This window comes from Lutibacter sp., from assembly GCF_041555395.1.
GTDB lineage: Bacteria > Bacteroidota > Bacteroidia > Flavobacteriales > Flavobacteriaceae > Lutibacter.
The window spans coordinates 1-20063 of sequence record NZ_JBFFKM010000006.1 but is presented as its reverse complement, the minus strand read 5'-3'; the positions used below and the strand labels follow the sequence as shown (position 1 = coordinate 20063).

At 33.0% G+C, this 20063-nt stretch carries 15 protein-coding genes and 1 pseudogene; 10 read left to right on the top strand and 6 right to left on the bottom strand.

Translation table 11 applies throughout. The features are described from left to right. Window positions 1-25 precede the first annotated feature (25 nt). The 4 genes from gldL (at window position 26) to ABY285_RS02680 (ending at window position 4263) form a co-directional block, all read left to right on the top strand. On the top strand, window positions 26-661 hold the full coding sequence (gene gldL / locus ABY285_RS02695) for a gliding motility protein GldL (protein WP_372766750.1): 636 nt from the start codon (window positions 26-28) through the stop codon (window positions 659-661). Window positions 662-705: 44 nt separating this feature from the next. Then, a complete protein-coding gene (gldM, locus tag ABY285_RS02690; RefSeq protein ID WP_372766748.1) occupies window positions 706-2235 on the top strand; it encodes a gliding motility protein GldM in 1530 nt (509 codons plus the stop codon). A gap of 11 nt (window positions 2236-2246) precedes the next feature. Beyond that, window positions 2247-3152 carry a gliding motility protein GldN gene (gldN, locus tag ABY285_RS02685; RefSeq protein WP_372766746.1) on the top strand — a complete coding sequence of 302 codons (906 nt, stop codon included), beginning with the start codon at window positions 2247-2249 and terminating at the stop codon, window positions 3150-3152. Window positions 3153-3222: 70 nt separating this feature from the next. After that, window positions 3223-4263 (top strand): NAD(P)/FAD-dependent oxidoreductase, encoded by a 1041-nt coding sequence (locus ABY285_RS02680; protein ID WP_372766744.1) that lies wholly within the window; start codon window positions 3223-3225, stop codon window positions 4261-4263. On the opposite strand, the gene ABY285_RS02675 is transcribed toward ABY285_RS02680, so the two are convergent. Further along, on the bottom strand, window positions 4244-4642 hold the full coding sequence (locus tag ABY285_RS02675; RefSeq protein ID WP_372766742.1) for a DUF983 domain-containing protein: 399 nt from the start codon (window positions 4640-4642) through the stop codon (window positions 4244-4246). The two genes, ABY285_RS02680 and ABY285_RS02675, sit on opposite strands and share 20 nt — an antisense overlap. 131 nt (window positions 4643-4773) lie before the next feature. On the opposite strand from ABY285_RS02675, the gene abc-f reads away from it, so the two are divergent. The 6 genes from abc-f to ABY285_RS02645 all read left to right on the top strand — a co-directional run bounded on the left by abc-f (window position 4774) and on the right by ABY285_RS02645 (window position 13883). Further along, on the top strand, window positions 4774-6693 hold the full coding sequence (abc-f, locus tag ABY285_RS02670) for a ribosomal protection-like ABC-F family protein (RefSeq protein ID WP_372766740.1): 1920 nt from the start codon (window positions 4774-4776) through the stop codon (window positions 6691-6693). Next, window positions 6684-7616, top strand: a complete 933-nt coding sequence (locus tag ABY285_RS02665; protein WP_372766738.1) for a 1-aminocyclopropane-1-carboxylate deaminase/D-cysteine desulfhydrase — start codon at window positions 6684-6686, stop codon at window positions 7614-7616. The genes abc-f and ABY285_RS02665 overlap by 10 nt, the downstream gene beginning before the upstream one ends. A gap of 3 nt (window positions 7617-7619) precedes the next feature. Further along, window positions 7620-8414, top strand: a complete 795-nt coding sequence (locus tag ABY285_RS02660) for a glucosaminidase domain-containing protein (protein WP_372766736.1) — start codon at window positions 7620-7622, stop codon at window positions 8412-8414. Window positions 8415-8622: 208 nt separating this feature from the next. Continuing rightward, the gene (locus ABY285_RS02655; protein WP_372766734.1) at window positions 8623-10566 is read left to right on the top strand and encodes a YgiQ family radical SAM protein; all 1944 of its coding nucleotides are present in this window, start codon (window positions 8623-8625) and stop codon (window positions 10564-10566) included. Window positions 10567-10630: 64 nt separating this feature from the next. Further along, window positions 10631-12232, top strand: coding sequence for a mechanosensitive ion channel family protein (locus ABY285_RS02650; RefSeq protein WP_372766732.1), 1602 nt, complete (start codon window positions 10631-10633; stop codon window positions 12230-12232). Window position 12233: 1 nt separating this feature from the next. Beyond that, window positions 12234-13883 (top strand): Zn-dependent hydrolase, encoded by a 1650-nt coding sequence (locus tag ABY285_RS02645; protein WP_372766730.1) that lies wholly within the window; start codon window positions 12234-12236, stop codon window positions 13881-13883. Between the two features lie 61 nt (window positions 13884-13944). On the opposite strand, the gene ABY285_RS02640 is transcribed toward ABY285_RS02645, so the two are convergent. The 5 genes and pseudogenes from ABY285_RS02640 to ABY285_RS02620 all read right to left on the bottom strand — a co-directional run. Then, entirely contained in the window at window positions 13945-16446 is a 2502-nt protein-coding gene (locus ABY285_RS02640) for a zinc-dependent metalloprotease (protein WP_372766728.1), read from the bottom strand. Between the two features lie 319 nt (window positions 16447-16765). Next, entirely contained in the window at window positions 16766-18061 is a 1296-nt protein-coding gene (locus tag ABY285_RS02635; RefSeq protein WP_372766726.1) for a carboxypeptidase-like regulatory domain-containing protein, read from the bottom strand. Between the two features lie 202 nt (window positions 18062-18263). Further along, a complete protein-coding gene (locus tag ABY285_RS02630; protein WP_372766724.1) occupies window positions 18264-19358 on the bottom strand; it encodes a hypothetical protein in 1095 nt (364 codons plus the stop codon). Between the two features lie 3 nt (window positions 19359-19361). Further along, a complete protein-coding gene (locus tag ABY285_RS02625; RefSeq protein WP_372766867.1) occupies window positions 19362-19658 on the bottom strand; it encodes a DUF5916 domain-containing protein in 297 nt (98 codons plus the stop codon). A 147-nt stretch (window positions 19659-19805) separates the two neighbouring features. After that, window positions 19806-20063 (bottom strand): annotated as a pseudogene (locus tag ABY285_RS02620) (hydrolase); the annotation flags it as partial.

Genomic DNA, 20063 nt, shown 5'->3' with positions numbered 1-20063 from the left:
AATAAACTAACAAACAAACTTAATTATGGCATCATCAAGAAATAGAAAAAGGTTATTTAATTACGCTTATGGTATAGGAGCGTCTATTGTAATATTAGGAGCATTATTTAAAATCCAACACTGGTCAGGCGGTGGGTTGATGTTATCTATTGGTATGATTGTAGAAGCATTGGTGTTTTTTATCTCAGCCTTTGATTCTGTTGAAGAGGATTTAGATTGGACATTAATTTATCCTGAACTTTCAGGCGGAGACAGACGTCCTAAAGAAGTTGGTGAAGTTAAAGAAGTGCAAAGTTTACTTTCGCAAAAATTAGACGATATGCTTAGAGATGCAAAACTTGATTCAGGTTTAATGCAAAGTTTAAGCGAAAGCATTCAAAATTTTAAAGGAGCAGCTGAAAATATTGCTCCTGCAGTTGATTCTATTGCTGCAACCAATAAATACAGCGAGCAAATGTTTTTGGCCGCTGCACAAATGGAATCTTTAAATAGCTTGTATAAAGTTCAAGTTGAAAGTGCTAGTAAACAAGCTGAAATTAATTTAGAGGTTACTGAAAATACGACCAGATTAAAAGAACAAATGGAATCTTTGGCAACAAACCTATCTTCACTTAACGGTGTTTATGGCGGTATGTTATCGGCAATGTCAATTAAAAACTAATTAGTTGAGAAATAAATTAATTATTAACTTTAAATCTAATTAGTATGGCTTCAGGTAAATTATCACCAAGGCAGAAGATGATTAACATAATGTACTTAGTTTTCATTTCAATGATTGCAATGCAAATGTCTAAGGAAGTGCTTTCTGCTTTTGGGTATATGAATGAGAAACTTGCAGAAAATAATATTACTGCGACTTTAAAAAATAATGCAACACTTAAAAATTTAGCTACAAAGGCAATTGAACAGCCTGAAAAATATAATGAGCTTTATGCTAAAGCTAAAACCGTAGACGAGTTGTCTTCAAAATTTAATGACTATTTAGAGGAAAAAAAACAATTTTTCCTTAAAGAGCAAGATGACTTGAAGAATTATGAGGCAATGGATCAGACTAGTACTGTAGATGAATATTTTTTTAAAGGAGATGCTTTCACAACTGAAGGTCAGGAATTTTTAAACAACGTGAATGGCTATAGAGATGCAATAATTAAAATTGTTGGAGAAAAAAGCGGATTAGCTGCCACTATTAAAAAAAGGTTTGACACTTCCGATCAAGATACTGATGATGGCAAACAACCTTGGTTAAAAAACAGATATGAAGGATTTCCTTTAATTTCTACTGTTACCAATTTAACATCGATGCAAACCGATATCAGAACAACGCAGTCCGAAATTTTCGGGACTCTGTTAGGCGGCCAATTAGAAAGCGATGTTTCGATGTCGAATTACAAGACAATTTTAATTCCTGAAAAATCTGCTTTTTTTCAAGGCGAAAACTTTAAAGGAAAAATAGTTTTAGGGCGTTATGATGCCTCTCTAAAACCATCAGAAGTGGTGGTAAACGGAAATAAAATTACAACTATTGTAGATGGAGGAGCAATTTTAGATTTTCCAGCCGGTGCAGTAGGGGAACGTGATATAAAAGGGAAATTTGTTTTTATTGAAAACGGGGAACCCGTTGAAATTGAAATCAGCAGTTCGTATGCTGTTATTCCGAAACCAAATAGTGCAGTAATTTCAGCAGATAAAATGAATGTTGTTTATAGGGGTGTGGCTAACCCGATGACGATTTCAATTCCCGGAATACCGGATAATTTAGTGAATGCATCTGGCTCAGGATTATCTAAGGCAAGTGGTACTGGTAAATATATTATGACGCCAGGATCTGGTAGGGAAGTTAAAATTAACGTTACAGGAAAACTCCCTAACGGACAATCAGTTAGCTCTTCCCAAGATTTTAGGATTAAGGATATTCCTTCACCTGTAGGTTCAATAAGAAAGCAATCTGGCTATGTTATAATGCCTGGAGCAAGTTTAGAAAAATCTACGGTTGGTGCAGAATTACCGGATTTCGATTTTGACTTGGTGCTAAACACCTCAGGGTTTACGATTAAAGTGCCTGGACAATCTGCTGTAGTTGTTAGCGGAAATAGAATGAATGATCAAGCTCAAAAAGCAATTGGCAAAGCAAAAAGGGGTGATGTTGTTACAATATTTGACATAAAATCGTCGTTAGGAGGTAATTCTTCCTATAAAATTAAAGATGCTTCGGCAGTAAGTATAGAAATACAATAAAATAAATTTAAATGATGAATAAGAAAAATATTGGAATTTTTATTTTGGCATTTGTGCTGTTCAATACCATGTATGCACAGTCAAATCTATTGAATGCCAAGAAGCCTTCCGATATTGGAAAAAAAACAGCAGCGCAAAAAGCTGTAGATAATGACAAACCATTAGAATACGGGTATGTTGACGATAGAGATATTCTTTGGTCCAAAGTTGTTTGGGAATATATTGATTTAAACGAGCGAATTAATTTGCCGTTTTATTATCCTACTGATACCATGAGTGTGTCAACCGACAGGCGATCGCTGTTTGACACCTTATTAAAAGGTATTAAAAATGGTGATATTACGGAAGTTTATGACGATTCTTATTTTACAGCAAAAATGACTAAAGCTGAAATTAATAACAAGCTTTACCGAGTTGATACTACAGCTGCCGGTTTTGATGAATTAAATGCAGGAAGCGCAAATATTGATGAGTATATTGATAGAATTAATTTGACTTCTCAGGATATTGAAGGATTTAAAATTAAAGGACTTTGGTATTTTGACAAGCGACAAGGAGAATTAAAATACCGATTGATTGCTTTAGCTCCCATTGCTCCTGATGTTCAAATAATGGGTAGGGAAGATATCAATGTAAATGCTGAACAGTTGGCATTGTTCTGGGTTTATTTCCCCGATGCGCGAGAAATACTTCATGACGCCGAAGTTTTTAATCAAAAAAATTCAGCCTATCCAATATCTTTTGACCATTTGTTAAATGCACGAAGATTTAGTTCTATTATTTATCGTGAGGAAAATATTTACGGAGATAGGGATGTGGATGAATATGTAAAAGGAAATGCATTATTTCAAGTTCTGGAGTCCAATAAAATTAAAGAGGACATCAGAAATAAAGAACTTAATATGTGGAATTATTAATAATTTTACCAAAATTTGAAAAACTCCTGCATTTTGCGGGAGTTTTTTGTTTTATAAAGTGAATTGCACAATGCAAGTAGATTATATTATAGTAGGTTTGGGATTGGCAGGATTGGCCTTCACCAAAGAATTGGAAAAAAACAAAAAATCGTACTTGGTTTTTGAGGATAATTCTCAAAACTCTTCAATTGTGGCTGGTGGAATCTACAATCCGGTTGTCTTAAAACGGTTTACGCCAGTTTGGAATGCGACGGAACAATTGAATATCGCTTTGCCGTTTTACGAGGATTTAGAAATTAAATTCAATAAAAAATACCATTTTCCAATCAATATTTATCGCATATTTAAATCAGTTGAAGAACAAAATAATTGGTTTGCGGCCTGCGACAATCCAATGCTTTCTAATTATATGTCCACAAAATTAATTCATGAAAAGCACGAAGGTGTTTTAGCGGGTTTTGGTTATGGGAAATTAATGAATACAGGAAGAATTGACACAAAAAGCTTGCTTGATGATTATCGGTATTATTTAGCAAACAGAAAATTAATTAGAAACGAAAGTTTTCAATATTCAGCCTTAAAAATAAATGAAGAAAACCACGAATATAAAGGAGTAACTGCCGGAAAAATTATTTTTTGCGAAGGTTTCGGACTTAAAAACAATCCGTTTTTTAATTATTTGCCTATGCAAGAAGCAAAGGGTGAACTTATCACTGTTCATGCGCCAAACTTAAATATTGATTTTTTAATAAAATCTGCTTTGTTTGTACTTCCTTTAGGAAATAATAATTATAAAGTGGGTGCTACTTTTAACTGGAAAGACAAAACGCAGCTTCCAACGGAAGAAGGGAAAAACGAACTTATTTCAAAATTGGAATCATTTATCACTGTTCCTTATCAAATTGTGGATCATATTGCAGGGATTAGACCAACAGTTAAAGACAGAAGACCTTTGGTTGGCAAACATCCAAAATTTCAAAATTTAGCAGTTCTAAATGGATTGGGAACTCGTGGTGTTATGATTGCTCCAACAGCTGCAAATGCGCTTTACAATAATTTAGAAAACGAAAAAGCGTTGGGAAAGGAAATTTCTATTGATCGTTTTCTTTAACTTTTGTTGCTTTTAAATCGTATTTTATAAATAAATTAATCCAAATTATTCTCGAAAATCTAATTGAAATTGGTGCAGTTAAAACCAAAGTAATCACAATTGGAATAAAACTTTCTACCAAACTAAAATTTAAAAAAAGAACAGCAATTAGAAAAGTTGCAATTGAAATGCCAACAGTAAGTCCGTAATTAACGTACATGGCTCCATAAAAAAAGGAAGGTTCCATCATGTATTTCAATCCACATAGAGAACAATGGTCATGCATTTGAAAAGCTTTATTCAATTTAAACATGTTTTTTTCTTTCATGAAATCGCCTTCATGGCATCTCGGACATTTATTGAATAAAATGCTGTAAAACTTGGTTCCTTTTTTAAACATTTCTATTTTTATTTTTTCTCAAGACTCTAAATTATTATATTAAAAACTTTAACAGAGTGCCAATGTTTTTTGTAGTACTTTTGTGCGATTTTAAAAAAACATATAAATTTACATTAAATTATAAACTATTAATGCTTAACGTACATAATTTATCGGTTTCTTTTGCTGGTTCCGATTTGTTTTCGGGAATAACTTTTAAATTAAATAAAGGGGACAGAATTGGATTAATCGGAAAAAATGGAGCTGGAAAATCGACCTTGTTAAAAGTACTTTCTAAAGATATTGAAGCAACTGGCGGAACAATGGCTTTTGATAAAGAAGTGCGTATTGGATTTTTGCGTCAGGATATTGATTTTGCGGAAGGAAGAACGATTTTGGAAGAAGCTTATCAGGCTTTTGAAGAAATTAAAAAGTTAGAAAGTAAATTAGAAGTTATTAATCACGAATTGGTGGAGAGGACTGATTATGAAAGTGAATACTACCATGATTTAATGGTTAATTTAAATGAATTTACACACCGATATGAATTGTTGGGAGGCTATAATTACCAAGGAAATACGGAAAAAATATTACAGGGTTTAGGATTTCAAAGAGAAGATTTTGACAAACTGACGGATACTTTTTCCGGAGGCTGGAGAATGAGGATAGAGTTGGCAAAATTATTATTACAAAATAATGATATTTTATTGCTGGATGAACCAACCAACCATTTGGATATAGAATCTATTATTTGGCTGGAAAATTTCTTGAAAGTCTATTCCGGTGCAATTGTATTGGTTTCACATGATAAAATGTTTTTAGACAATGTAACCAACAGAACCATTGAAATTTCGTTGGGTAAAATTTACGATTATAAAAAACCGTATTCCCAATTCTTGTTGTTGCGAGGCGAAATAAAAGAAAAACAATTACAGGCACAAAAGAATCAAGAGAAGGAAATTAAGGCAACACAAGTTTTAATCGATAAATTCAGGGCGAAAGCAAATAAGGCTACCATGGCACAATCTTTAATAAAAAGATTGGATAAAGTTGAGCGCATAGAAGTTGATAATGATGACAACGCTGTGATGAATGTGAAGTTCCAAATTTCTAAGGAACCAGGAAAAGTAGTTATAGAAGCTGAAAATTTGTCCAAGAATTATGGTAAAAAACATGTGTTGGAAGATGTGGATTTACTCATAGAAAAAAACAGTAAAATTGCTTTTGTTGGTCAAAACGGACAAGGGAAATCTACGCTTGCAAAAATCATTGTGGGAGAAATTCCGCATGGAGGTCATTTAAAATTAGGCCATAATGTTGAAATAGGATATTTTGCCCAAAACCAGTCGGAATATTTAGAGCCAGAAAAAACGGTGCTGGAAATTATGGAAGATGCGGCAACAGACACCAACAGATCTAGAGTAAGAGATATGTTGGGTTCCTTTTTGTTTAGTGGAGATACGGTGGACAAAAAAGCAAAAATGTTGTCGGGAGGAGAAAGAAATAGACTGGCTTTATGCAAACTGCTATTGTCTCCGTTTAATGTTTTAATTATGGATGAGCCCACAAATCACCTTGATATAGCTTCAAAAAATGTATTAAAACTAGCCCTCAAAAAATTTGAAGGAACGTTAATTTTAGTGTCGCATGACAGAGATTTTTTACAAGGATTGGCTACAACAGTTTATGGTTTTAAAGACAAAGTAATTAAAGAATATCTAGGAGATATTGACTTTTTCCTGGAACAACATCAGATAGAAAATTTGCGTGAAGCTGAAAAAAGAACAGTTGTTGTTAAAAAATCGGATACTTTTAAAAAAGAAGTGGCTCAATTGTCCAGAGAAGAAGATGCGACTCTTAAAAAATTAAAAAATAAATTATCTAAAATAGAAACTCAGATAGATAATTTGGAAAGAGAAATTTCAGAAATGGATGCTGCTTTAGTAAAAGATTATGAGACAACTTCTGCCAAGCCTAATTTTTTTGAAAACTATAAATCAAAAAAAAGCAAAGTTGAAGTGTTGATGGAAGAATGGGCTGAAATTGAAGAAAAGACAGAAAATTGTTCTTAGAAAATAAAAATAGCCGCATACAACAAATTCGTTTTTCCGAAATTGAAAATAGGGATGTTACTCTTTTTATAAAACGCGAAGATGAATTGCATCCTTTTATTTCAGGAAACAAATACCGAAAATTAAAATACAATTTGGAGGAAGCCGCCAAAAAACATAAAAGTACGCTGCTTACTTTTGGTGGAGCGTACTCCAATCATATTCCCGCAACAGCCGAAGCAGGATTTTCCTGTAACTTCAAAACTATTGGCATTATTAGGGGTGATGAATTAGCCGCTAATTTGACAGAAACAATTCAAAACAATCCAACCTTAAAATTCGCTTCAGAACACAATATGCAATTTGAATTTGTTTCAAGAGCGGAGTACAAAAACAAAAATTCACCTGAATTTATTGCTTCACTTAAAGAAAAATTTGGTGATTTTTATTTGGTTCCGGAAGGTGGCACCAATAATTTGGCCATAAAAGGCTGCGAAGAAATCCTGACAGAAGAAGATACGAAATATGATTTTATTTGTTGTGCCATTGGCACGGGAGGAACCATTTCTGGAATTATAAATTCGCTGAAAAGCCACCAAAAAGTAATAGGTTTTCCCGTCTTAAAAGGTGATTTTTTACAACATGAAATCAATAAGTATATACTAAAGCAGGATAATTGGAGTTTAAATACTAATTATCATTTTGGTGGTTATGCAAAAGTTTCAGAAGAATTAATTACATTTATCAACAAATTTAAAAGCGAAACAAAAATCCCTTTAGATCCTGTATATACAGGAAAAATGATGTTTGGAATTGTAGATTTGATTAAAATTGGTTTTTTTGAAAATGGTTCTAAAATTTTAGCGATTCATACGGGTGGTTTGCAAGGAATTGAAGGCATGAATTTATTATTAAAAAAGAAAAATTTAGCACAAATAGTTTAAGTTATGAAGTTGAAAGTTGTTTTTATTTGTTTGGTAACTATTGGTTTTTTAACAAGTTGTAAATCTAAGAAGCAAGTAGTGCATTCACAGCCAAAAACTGCACATCATAAAGTTATTGAAAGGACAGAGAAAATAACGCAATTAGAGACTAAAAAAGAGATAAAATCAACAATTTTTACTTCAACGGAAGATTATATTCAATTTTTTAAAGACGCTGCTATGGAGGAAATGCGGATTTATAAAATCCCTGCAAGCATTACTTTGGCACAGGGTATATTAGAATCTTCAAGCGGTAATAGTGAGCTCACCAAAAGGTCAAATAACCATTTTGGTATAAAATGTCATAAAGAATGGGAAGGTAATCATACCTTTCATGATGATGATGAAAAAGGAGAATGTTTCAGAGTTTATGATAATCCAGCAACTTCATATCGTGACCATTCTTTGTTTTTAACATCTAGAAGCCGGTATTCAAAATTATTCAATATGGCATCAGGAGATTATGTTAGTTGGGCAAATGGGTTAAGTGAAGCTGGTTATGCAACTGACAGAAGATATCCGGCAAAACTAATTGGATTAATTGAGAAATTTGAATTGCACGCCTATGATACTCAAGTTTTAGGAATAGCGTACAAAAAAGTTGAAAATTTGGGTTTGGCACAACACATTGTTGTTAAAGGAGATACTTTGTATAATATATCAAAAAGATATGGCTTAACAGTTGAAGAGCTTAAAAAAATCAATCAATTGGGCTCCAGTGATATTAGTATCGGACAATCATTGAGCGTTACAAAATAAATTTAAAAAAGAGTACCGGGAAAATCTCAAAATTTATCGATATTCAACATAAAATATATGATGTTGAAAATTCCTCAAATCACTAAGGTTAGTCTATAATATTAAAAACTCCATTCGGATACAATAACAAGTTTCATCCAATAAAAATTTAATCGCTATAAAAAAGAAATAATTATGAATTATTATTTTTAACGTATTTTTGCAAAATATGATGAATAAGCTTTCAGATTGGTTACCTACCACAAATAAAGAGGTGAAACTTAGAGGTTGGGATGAGCTTGATGTAATATTATTTACAGGCGATGCCTATGTGGATCATCCTGCATTTGGCGCTGCGGTAATTGGCCGACTTTTGGAAAGTTATGGGTTAAGAGTGGCCATTGTGCCACAACCAAGTGTGCATGATAATTTGCAGGATTTTACCAAATTGGGAACTCCAAAATTATTTTTTGCAGTTACGGGCGGATGCATGGATCCAATGGTAAGCAATTACACAGCCAGTAAAAGAAAACGTGACAATGATGCATATACACCAAACGGCGATAAAGGTTTCAGACCTGATTATGCAACCACAGTTTACGCAACTATTTTGAAGGAAAAGTTTCCTGATGTGCCAGTTTTAATTGGCGGAATTGAAGCTTCACTTCGAAGAGTGACTCATTATGATTATTGGAGCGATACTTTAAAACCAACCATTTTAATAGATTCAAAAGCTGATTTATTGGTATATGGAATGGGAGAACAACCCTTGCATGAAATTGTGAACCTGTTGAAGAAAGGCGTGCCCTTTTCCAGTATAAAAACAGTTAAACAAACTGCCTTTTTAGTGGATAAAGGTGAAGATATTCCAAAAAATAAAAATTGGAAAGATGTAACCATCAATTCGCATGAACTTTGTTTGAAAGACAAGAAATTGTATGCGTCAAATTTTAAAGTAATTGAACAAGAGTCCAATAAGTTATTTGCAGACAGAATTTTTCAGGAGGTCAGCGATTATACTTTAGTTATAAATCCGCCTTATGAAACAATGACAGAAGTTGAAATTGATGCTTCTTTCGATTTACCTTACACACGTTTACCCCATCCAAAATACAATTCTCGCGGACCTATTCCTGCGTTTGAAATGATTAAATTTTCCATAAACATTCATCGTGGTTGTTTTGGTGGTTGCAGTTTTTGCACCATTTCTGCACATCAGGGAAAATTTATTGCGAGCAGAAGTCAGGAGTCTATTTTAAAGGAAGTTGATAAAGTGGCTAACATGCCCGATTTTAAAGGGTATTTGTCGGACATCGGCGGGCCTTCTGCAAATATGTACAAAATGAAAGGGAAAGTGCAGGAGATTTGTGATAAATGTGTTTCGCCTTCTTGTATATCGCCGGTTATTTGTCATAATTTAGACACATCACACAAACCTTTAACTGAACTTTATAAGGCGGTCGATAAACATCCGAAAGTTAAAAAATCATTTATTGGAAGTGGAATTCGACATGATTTATTAGTGCCAGAATTCAATAAAAGGGCAGATCCTAAAGAGCTGGATGCTTATACTGAAGAAGTCATGACAAACCATGTTTCTGGCCGATTGAAAGTTGCTCCTGAACATACTTCAGACAATGTATTGAAATTAATGCGTAAACCATCTTTTACCTATTTCCATAAATTTAAAGAGCGTTTTGACGCCATAAATATTCGGAAAAAGCTAAATCTTCAATTGATTCCTTATTTTATCTCAAGTCATCCTGCCTGCGAATTGGAAGATATGGCAAATTTGGCAGCTGAAACCAAAGATTTGGGATTTCAATTGGAACAGGTTCAAGGTTTTACGCCTACGCCAATGACTGTTGCCACTGTTATTTATTATAGCGGCTATCATCCGTACACCCTAAAACCAACTAAAACACCAAGAACCAAACAAGAAAAAGACGAACAGCACCGATTTTTCTTCTGGTACAAAAAGGAAAATCAGCAATGGATCAGAAATACGCTGACAAAAGTTGGGAGAACAGATTTGCTTCAGAAATTGCTACCCGATAATAACAGTTGGCGGAAAAACAAAAAATCACCGGCAAAAAACACCTTCAATGATGCCATTCCTTTTAAGTCAACATTTAAAGGAAAATCTTTCAAAAGAAATAAAGCAAAGAATTAAGCAACAAAAATTTAGGACATTAAATTTAATCCTTAAATTTGTTTTTACTTTAAACAAACAGATAATGAAAAAATTATTATTATTTTTTTTATTGTTTACAACTTCTTTAATTGCCCAAAACAAAGTTAAAGTCGATTTAAGCAATCCAAACGCAACTATTCACACCCACTTATATTTTTTAAATTCCAATTCTTATGAACCTGAAAAAGCAGCCGCTGTAATTTATGGTTATGATAGTATGGAGGCAAAGGAGATTGCAGTCAAATTAAAGGAAATATTGGATACTAAAGGATTAAAAGTTGATTTTAGCAAGGTACCGACCGATAGTATGTATTCAGACACTACAACCACAAAAGGAGGAAATCAGTATTTATTATTTCCAAACAAAATGCCTGAAATATATTTAGAAAAAATTGAAGATAATTGGTATTATTCTAAAGAAACTTCCAGTAAAGTTAAAGAACTTTACCAAAATATGTATCCCTGGTACATGGTGAAATTGCAAAAAATAATGCCTGATGTTGGGCACAGAACACTTTTTAAAATTGAACTTTGGCAGTATTTTGGTTTACTCATTTTAATAATTATCAGTACAGGGTTATTTTATGTGTTGCGAAAAATTGTTTATTTTATTTTAAATAAAACACAACATTTAATCATCAATATATCAAATGATGAGATTAAATCATCTTTGAGAAAATTGACTCGTCCAGTTGTTTTATTGATATTGATGGCATTTGTAAAAAAAACATTGCCTTCATTGGTGTTGCACATTGATGTTTCCAATTTTTTATTTTTAGCAATAAATATCATGGTCATTGTTTTTTGGATATATGTATTCTTAAAACTTGTGCAGGTAATTATGAGTGTTTACAGCAAATTTGCCGAGTCTACGGAGTCTAAATTAGATGATCAATTGGTTCCTGTTTTGAGAAATTTTTTACTGGGGTTGGTTATATTTATTGGAATTCTTAAACTATTGACCCTTTTTGGTGTTGATCCTGTTACAGTTATTGCAGGGGCTTCTATTGGTGGTATTGCAGTGGCATTGGCTTCACAGGACACCGTTAAAAACTTTATTGGAACCATCATGATTTTCGTGGACAAACCTTTTCATATAGGTGACTGGATTGAAGCTGGTACAGTGATTGGAACGGTTGAAACTGTTGGTTTTAGATCTACGACCGTTAGGGCTGCGGATACCACAATTTTCCAAATTCCAAATAGCCAACTTTCTGAAATGGTGGTGAATAATAAGGGTTTACGCTCTTTCCGTCGTTATACCACAAATTTGGGGATCCGCTATGATACGCCTCCCGAACTTATTGAGGCCTTTGTTCAGGGAATCAGAAGTATTATTGAATTGGAACCTTCAACGAGAACAGAACAATTTAATGTTGAATTTGTTGGATTTTCTGATTCTTCCTTGTCCATACTTTTAAATGTTTATTTTGTTAATTTAGATTGGAACAGTGAGCAATCCTCCAAACACATTTTGCATATGAAAATTCTAAAATTAGCCGGTAGTTTAGGTGTTGGATTTGCATTCCCGTCCTCAACACTTATGATTGAACAATTTCCAGATAAAAAGGGAGTCGAAATCAATTACAATATCGATGAAAAGAGAATTAAGGATATATTGGACCCCATTAATTTAAACCAATAAAATGAAAAAAATTATAATAGCGCTAGTGCTAATCACATTGTTTTCATGCAAGGAAAACGGAGATGCACGTAAACCTAAAAATCAAGTTACCGTTGAAGAAAATTGGACTGCTATGCAAAAAAAACTAGGTAAATATGTTACTTTTAAATTGACATCAGACTTAAGTGTTTTAACAGAAAATGAACGTAAAATGTTGCCGATTCTTATAAAAGCAGCATCTAAAATGAATGAGCTGTTTTGGTATGAAGCCTACGGGGATAAAAATCAACTTTTAGATTCTATTTCTGATGAGGATACCAAAAAATTTGTTGAAATAAATTACGGGCCTTGGGATAGGCTCGATGGAAACAATCCATTTATTGATGGTGTTGGAAGTAAACCTTCCGGAGCAAATTATTATCCGGCTAATATGACTAAATTAGAATTTGAGACTTTTACTGATGGAAGCAAATCGAGTTTGTACACTTTTGTCAGAAGAAATAAGGAGGGGAAATTGTTTACAATTCCTTATCATATTCAGTTTAAAAATGAAGTAAAAGAAGTAGCTGATTTGCTATTGGAAGCTTCTAAATTTGCTGATGATGAAGGACTTAAGAATTATTTGGAATTGCGAGCACAAGCATTTTTAGATGATAAATATCAAGCTAGTGATTTGGCCTGGATGGACATGAAGACAAACGCACTTGATATTGTGATTGGCCCAATTGAAACTTATGAAGATCAGCTTTTTGGGTATAAAGCGTCGCATGAAGCTTACGTGCTGATAAAAGATAAGGTTTGGAGTGAAAAACTTGCCCATTTTGCCAGTTTTTTGCCCGAGTTGCAAACTGGACTTCCGGTTTCGGATGCCTACAAACAGGAAGTTCCAGGAACTGATTCCGATTTAAATGCCTATGATGTTGTTTATTATGCAGGTGACTGCAACGCAGGTAGTAAAACCATCGCCATTAATTTACCAAATGATGAGACTGTTCAATTGCAAAAAGGAACAAGAAGGCTGCAATTGAAAAATGCGATGCGTGCCAAATTTGATAAAATATTAATGCCTATTTCAGAAATATTAATTGATTCAACTCAGCGTAAATATGTTAAGTTTGATGCTTTTTTTGCCAACACCATGTTTCATGAAGTTGCTCACGGATTGGGAATAAAAAATACGATTAATAATAAAGGCACGGTTAGAAATGCCTTAAAAGAAAGGGCTTCTGCTTTGGAAGAAGGAAAAGCCGATATTTTAGGATTGTATATGGTGCAGCAGTTGCATAAAAAAGGAGAATTGGAGGGAGATATGAAAGACTATATGACCACTTTTATGGCAAGTATTTTCCGCTCTGTACGTTTCGGCGCTTCGAGTGCACATGGTAAAGCCAATATGATTCGATTTAATTTCTTTAAGGAAGAAGGTGCTTTTACCAAAAATGAAGATGGAACTTATAAAGTGAATTACAAAAAAATGGAAGAGGCCATGAGGCAGTTATCATACCTAATTTTAACCATGCAGGGAAATGGAGATTATGAGGGTGTTGCCAAATTGGTAGAAGAAAAAGGCATAATTCCAGGTGATTTACAAAGTGATTTAGACAAGCTGAGTGATGCCAATATTCCTGTTGATGTTATTTATAAGCAGGGAGTTGAAGTTTTAGGTTTATAACTATTTATAAATTACCCATAAAAAAAGCCTTCATTGAAGGCTTTTTTTATGGGTAATTTATTTAAGATTTCGGATCTAATATTCCATCAATTCGCTTAGCGATATCCTGTAAATGATATTTTGTATTGGTGTTAGTTGAGGCAATGGCAGCTCTCTGTGCCGCTACTTTAACACGGTTCAATTCTCCACGAACAACAGAAACAATGTCAGATTCATTTACGGTAACCAAAGTACGTTTAACATAGCCTGATTTTCTTTCGCTTGGTTTAATGTCTTTTGCAGTCATTAAATAGCCAAGCCGGTCAACATAAGCTCTTTGTAAATTTCTGCGATAAGTATCAATGTTTTTTCCTGTGTTTAGTTCAGACCATATTCCACCATGTAAATCATTCATCATTGAAATTAAAGAATAGGAATTAGCACCGTTTAATGTTTCATTCTCTATCATTCTCATCATTCTGCCTAAATCAAGAATATTGTTCAAGGTTCTAACTTGTGTTGCTCTAATTCTCTCAGTTACTCCAGAATATTCAGTCCTTCCAATAATAGCTTTATCAATTAGCCAAGTTGGAGTTTCGAACAATTCCTTATTTATAAATTTCAAACAATTTTTTTGATGCGTTCTATCAACATGTGCATAAACAGCACCTTCTTGGTCATAAGTTTTATAGTTTTCATAAACACCTCCTAAATTTGAAGAAACATGGCCCATATACCTATTAAATTGGGAAATTACATGCCCATACATCATTCCCAAATCATCATAATTTTTACCTTTTTCAGCAGTCCATTTTATTAAATTTGGAACAATTCGCTTTAAGTTAGCAATTCCGTAAGCACTGGCTTTAATGGCATCATCCCCTAAATCTTCAGTTTGAGAACTTGGGTCAACTACGCCTCCGGCTTGTTGATGTCCAAAACGATATAATTTGTCTCCGGCATGTTTTAAAATCCAGCTATCCAATATTTCTTTTTCATCTTCAGGAGTTTTGGCCTCTAAAATTGGGCGATATCCCCAACTCATGGCGTATTTATCATAAACACCAATGTTTGGCATTAATGCAACATCTTTATCTCCGGGTTGCGCCACATAGTTAAAACGTGCATAATCCATAATGGATGGTGCAGTTCCGAATTTTTTGGTAAATGTAGCTGAACGAAGAGAGTCTACTGGGTATGCACAACTACTTCCCATATTATGAGGAAATCCTAAAGTATGACCAACCTCATGAGAAGAAACGAATTTAATTAGTTCTCCCATAACTTCATCTTTAAATTCTGTGTTTTGTGCTTCAGAATTTATAGCAGCCGTTTGTACAAAAAACCAACCTTGTAATAAACTCATTACATTGTGATACCAATTAATGTCAGATTCTAAAATTTCTCCAGATCTTGGGTCGCTTACGTGCGGGCCATTGGCATTAGGTATTGGTGAAGCCAAATATCTAACCACAGAATAACGAGCATCTTCAGGACTCCATTCTGGATCTTCTTCTTTTGTTGGTGGATCTTTTGCGATAATTGCATTTTTAAATCCAGCAGCTTCAAAAGCTACTTGCCAATCTTCAATTCCTTGTTTTATATATTTAATCCATTTTTCTGGTGTGGCTCTGTCAACATAATAAACAATTTGTTTTTTTGGTTCAACCAGTTCACCATTTTTAAATTTGTCAAGGTCTTCATCTTTTACTTCTAGTCTCCAGCGATCTAAATAAGTCACCTCTTCACTTTTTTGAGCTTCCAAGCCATAATCTGTCTGACTTGTAGTGAACCAGCCAACTCGTTCGTCAAAAATTCTTCGTTTCATAGGAACTTTCGGCAATAAAATCATTGAGTTACTCATTTCAACAGATACCATTCCAGTACTTGAGTTTGATGGTGGTTCTGAGGCTGAATAGGTTTTTACGTGACGCGTTTCAATATTTTGAGGATAACTTTTTACGCTTTCAATAAATGAATTTTTTGCCTCAAGTTTTGTGATTTTATATTGTTTTCTTATAAATTCAGGCAATCCTAATGGTTTTACATCAGTAGAAAACAATTCAGTAACATCAATTACTGTAGCAGTTTTATCGTTGTTGAATGCTTTAATTGGAAATGTGAATAAGACAGGTTCGAAATTTGAATTTACCACAGCTTCATGAACAGGAAGTTCTTCGTTGGCAACAATATTGTGCGAAACTACCCGTAATATAATTTGTTTGTCTTTTTTTTGCCAGCGCAACACTTGCGTATTGGTTTTTTGTCCACCAAAACTCATGTCATTTGATGTATTTTTAGAAATGCGCGTAACCATTAAAAATTCTCTTTCAAGTAATGAATCTGGGATTTCATATAGGTATTTGTCATCAACAAAATGCAATTTAAATAAACCTTCATCGGTTTTCGCATCTGAGGTTACTACTTTGCCATAAGGTTCAATAGCATCTTTTTTTGGCTTAGCTTCAGGCTGTGTCGTGTCCTTTTTATTGTTCTTTTTTTTCTTTTTTTGTGCTTCGGCACTGGTGGAAATTCCAACTACTAACAAAACAGTTAATAAGCTGGTAAAAAATCTTTTTGTCATAAAAGTTTAAAGTTTGATTTTTATATAATGAAATAAATTAAGATCCTAAGATATTAAAGGGAACCTTTAATATCTTAAATGGATGTTAAAGAAAAGAATAAATAACGAAAAAATAGCTAAAAAACAGTTCTTTCTTTAGAATAAACAGAATGGATTTTCAAGTGCGGTATATCATAAATATATAGGGTAATATTTTCTTATTTCTTGAAACAAAAGATAATTTAAAAAAAAATCATAGAATATCTTAACAACTTGTTTCTTGCTCAAACAAAAATAACCACATTCAAATTAATAAAATTAGTTGAAAATTTTAATTTTATCAATTTTTTATCAATTGCCTTTGAATTTTTTCAATGGCAGATTCAATAGGTTTATCGGGTTCAATTACGTTGTATGCACCCCAAAACTCGGGATCTTTAAATCCGGAAGTGTTATCGCTCATAATTACAGAGTGTCTTAAACGATCTTTAGGTTTAGGAAGTTGACTCTCATCGCTTTTTTCCCAATCGGTAACTGCCATTTCAATAGTTGTATAATAGATGGTGTTGAACCACTTTTTAGCCCAATTAATTTTAAATCCGAGTTCAACTCGGCTGTACCCATAATACCATTTACCTTCTTTTTCCCGATATTCAACTTGATAGTAAGCTTGAATCGGTAGAACATCGGCTCTTCTAGGTTTTTTAATGATAAAAAATCGGCTCGCTTTTTGTTTATTTTCAAGATTTAAATAAAATTTCGCATTGGTTAAAGCGAATGTTTGAGCATCTATATATAATTTTCCGTAAAAATAGGGGTCATTGATGTATTTCTTTTGTTTAAAATTCACAACGTAAATTAGTCTGTTATCAATTTTAGTCGAATTGTCAAAAGTAAAGTCATAAATATCAACCATATCTTCAGCAAATAACATCCCTGTATTTTTCATGACGTCTAAATACAAGGTGTTAAATGGCCCGCCCCTGAGTTTGAAAGCCACAGTGTCCAATTTGTTGTAATCGGTGCTTTTACGCGCTTTATATATTTTTAAAATATCACTTCTTCCTGATGTGTAAGGTTGTTTATAAATTTCAACAACAGCTTCAGACAGCGACACATAGGTTCTTCTTTTTTTTATGGTTTCTCTATAAAATGAAGTCATTTTCAGTTCATCATTATAATAATTGTCGCCCTTTTTCTTTAATGCCTCAAGAACCAGGGATGTAGCGTCTTTCACATTAATTTTAACTTCGGAAAGTTCTTCAATATAAGTTTCAAGTTTTATAATGGTGTTTTTTGTGTCAAAATCCACCAAATTAATCACTTTACTGGTATAGCCCAAAAATGAAATGGTAACCCTTCGCTCTATAAATTTTTTTGGAACCTTCAATAAAAAATCACCTTGCTTATTTGTAATGGTGCTGATATTTGTTCCATTGACCAGCAGTGTAGCGTTTTCCAATGACTTTTTGGTCTTGCTGTCTATAACGCTTCCTCTATATTCGTTAAATCCAATGGTGTCATTGAAAATTCTATTGGTTGCATAACTTGAATTTTGAAATCCGACAATTAAAAGAAATAAAAAAAATGAGGTAATAAAGGATTTTTTTGCTGAAAACGATACGTGTTTTGTCATGGCCAAAAGTTTAAATTAAATAGCTAAGTTTTGACTATCGAAGTTAGTGATTTTTACTTAATTAATTTACAAAGTTAATTTAAAATAGCACCTGTTTTTAACAAAAATGTTAACGCTATTGACTTTTTTATATTTGAAATATTAAAATTTGTGTTGGGAACAAGTATTTTTGAAGTTGATTATTAAGGTTTACTAAAGACATTCAAACATTAAGCCAATATGTTAATTTTAGATTAAAAGAGCGAAATCTAGGAGCAAAGACATTTTCCGTAAAATAGTTGTCATTATAAACAATAAATAAGTCTGAAAGTGGAGCAAAACGCCATTGTAACCTTGTGTTTATGCTAAAATTATTTTGCTGGCTACTATATTGAACAAATGTTGCCCAAAATAAACTTTTATTAAATGTGATGTCTATTTTAGGCCCAATGAGCCAAACTGAAGCATCTGGGTAAGGGTTAGGCAAGTTAATGTTATCATAATTAATTTGAAGAGAACTTGAAAAGTAAGGTTGTAATCGTAAAGTAAATTGTGCTTGAAACGAATATTTTTCACCATTATAAAACTTTCCGATTGATGGGTTCAAATTATAAGAAAAAGTATTTCTTTGATCAGAGTTATATTTTACTTCATAACTTGTATAATAATAATTTTTATCCCCAGGAATTGGTTCTGCACCATCAGTGCTGGTTGGGTCAAAGCTTTCATAAAGATGCGTATATCTGTTGAACATTTTAAATTCTAACTTTGATGTGTTTTGAAATTCAGCTTGCCAGCGTGTTACAATGGTATAGTCAGAATTTTTAAAATTTAGTTCTGGCTTCCATAAGAAAAATGGCATTACTGAAATGCTATGTTTTTGGATTTTTCCTTTTTTAGGCCAAAACGTACGTTGGACTAAAGGACTAATTTTAAAAACATCAGTTCTTTTGATATACCCTAAGTCGGATCTAAAATTTTCACCTACAAAAACAGCTCCAAATCTTAAGTTCCAATTTCTGCTAAAATACTCGGTTGATGCACCTGAAGATATATCTTTATCATTAACATTTTGCGAAAATGATTTGTGAAAAAAGTATTTTCCAACCCAAGTATTGTCTTTTGAAGCTAACCTATAATCAAAACCAAAAACACGATTGAACCGATTTTCATCTTCTACAAAATCATAATCTTTTGTGGCTTGTTTATTAATAAACATAACGCTTAAATTTGAACGACTAAATAATTTATATTGGGCAGTAATAACAGCGTTATTTGTAGTGGGAATTTCATTAGTTAAATCTTCAGCAGTTTGCATATTTTAAATCCCTAAACGTAAATTGTTGTTCAATTTACCACTTAATCGTATTCCGGCAATAATATCATTTTCTATATCGTTATCATCTTTATCTTTTGCTATTCCAATTCGTCTAGAGAAAAATGGATTTGAGTCCTTGTTGTCACCAAAATCTGCAAATAGATCACTATTCTCAATAAAAAACTGTCTTTTTTCAGGAAGAAAAACTTCAAAACGTTTTAAATTAGTTACTTGCTGATCAACCTCTACTTGCGAAAAATCGGGATTTAACGTAAGATCTATATTCATACTATTTCCAATTGCTAATTTTGCGTCACCACCAATTTTGAAATCAATCTTAGATTCGTCCGTTTCGTAGTCTTAAGCCGCTAAAGTATTTAATGTAGGAATAATTGAAATAGGAGGGTTAGATTTGCCCAAAGGTTTTTCAAAAATCATATCTCCCATTTAGGCCAAACTAAAAATTAATTGGTTTTGAGGAATATTCATCCAAGTACTTTGTTCATTGTCTTGTGTGTCAAAATGGTAACTGTTAAATCTCCATTTAGTTTCTCCTTCTCTATATTTAAATGCCGAAAGAGGAATCGTCCATTCTATAATATAATGATCTTCATGAATTTTAGTTTCTCCAAACCAGGTTGTATCCCAAGTAGTGTTAAATCCTCTAAGTTCAGTGCCTCCTCCAGAAATTAGAGCCTCTCGAAG

Excerpts from the sequence above, each read along its gene's own strand:
- gldM (WP_372766748.1), top strand. The coding sequence starts at position 706 with ATGGCTTCAGGTAAATTATCACCAAGGCAGAAGATGATTAACATAATG.
- ABY285_RS02680 (WP_372766744.1), top strand. The coding sequence starts at position 3,223 with ATGCAAGTAGATTATATTATAGTAGGTTTGGGATTGGCAGGATTGGCC.
- ABY285_RS02655 (WP_372766734.1), top strand. The coding sequence starts at position 8,623 with ATGATGAATAAGCTTTCAGATTGGTTACCTACCACAAATAAAGAGGTG.
- ABY285_RS02630 (WP_372766724.1), bottom strand. The coding sequence starts at position 19,358 with ATGCAAACTGCTGAAGATTTAACTAATGAAATTCCCACTACAAATAAC.
- ABY285_RS02645 (WP_372766730.1), top strand. The coding sequence starts at position 12,234 with ATGAAAAAAATTATAATAGCGCTAGTGCTAATCACATTGTTTTCATGC.
- gldN (WP_372766746.1), top strand. The coding sequence starts at position 2,247 with ATGATGAATAAGAAAAATATTGGAATTTTTATTTTGGCATTTGTGCTG.
- abc-f (WP_372766740.1), top strand. The coding sequence starts at position 4,774 with ATGCTTAACGTACATAATTTATCGGTTTCTTTTGCTGGTTCCGATTTG.
- ABY285_RS02675 (WP_372766742.1), bottom strand. The coding sequence starts at position 4,642 with ATGTTTAAAAAAGGAACCAAGTTTTACAGCATTTTATTCAATAAATGT.
- gldL (WP_372766750.1), top strand. The coding sequence starts at position 26 with ATGGCATCATCAAGAAATAGAAAAAGGTTATTTAATTACGCTTATGGT.
- ABY285_RS02640 (WP_372766728.1), bottom strand. The coding sequence starts at position 16,446 with ATGACAAAAAGATTTTTTACCAGCTTATTAACTGTTTTGTTAGTAGTT.
- ABY285_RS02660 (WP_372766736.1), top strand. The coding sequence starts at position 7,620 with ATGAAGTTGAAAGTTGTTTTTATTTGTTTGGTAACTATTGGTTTTTTA.
- ABY285_RS02635 (WP_372766726.1), bottom strand. The coding sequence starts at position 18,061 with ATGACAAAACACGTATCGTTTTCAGCAAAAAAATCCTTTATTACCTCA.
- ABY285_RS02650 (WP_372766732.1), top strand. The coding sequence starts at position 10,631 with ATGAAAAAATTATTATTATTTTTTTTATTGTTTACAACTTCTTTAATT.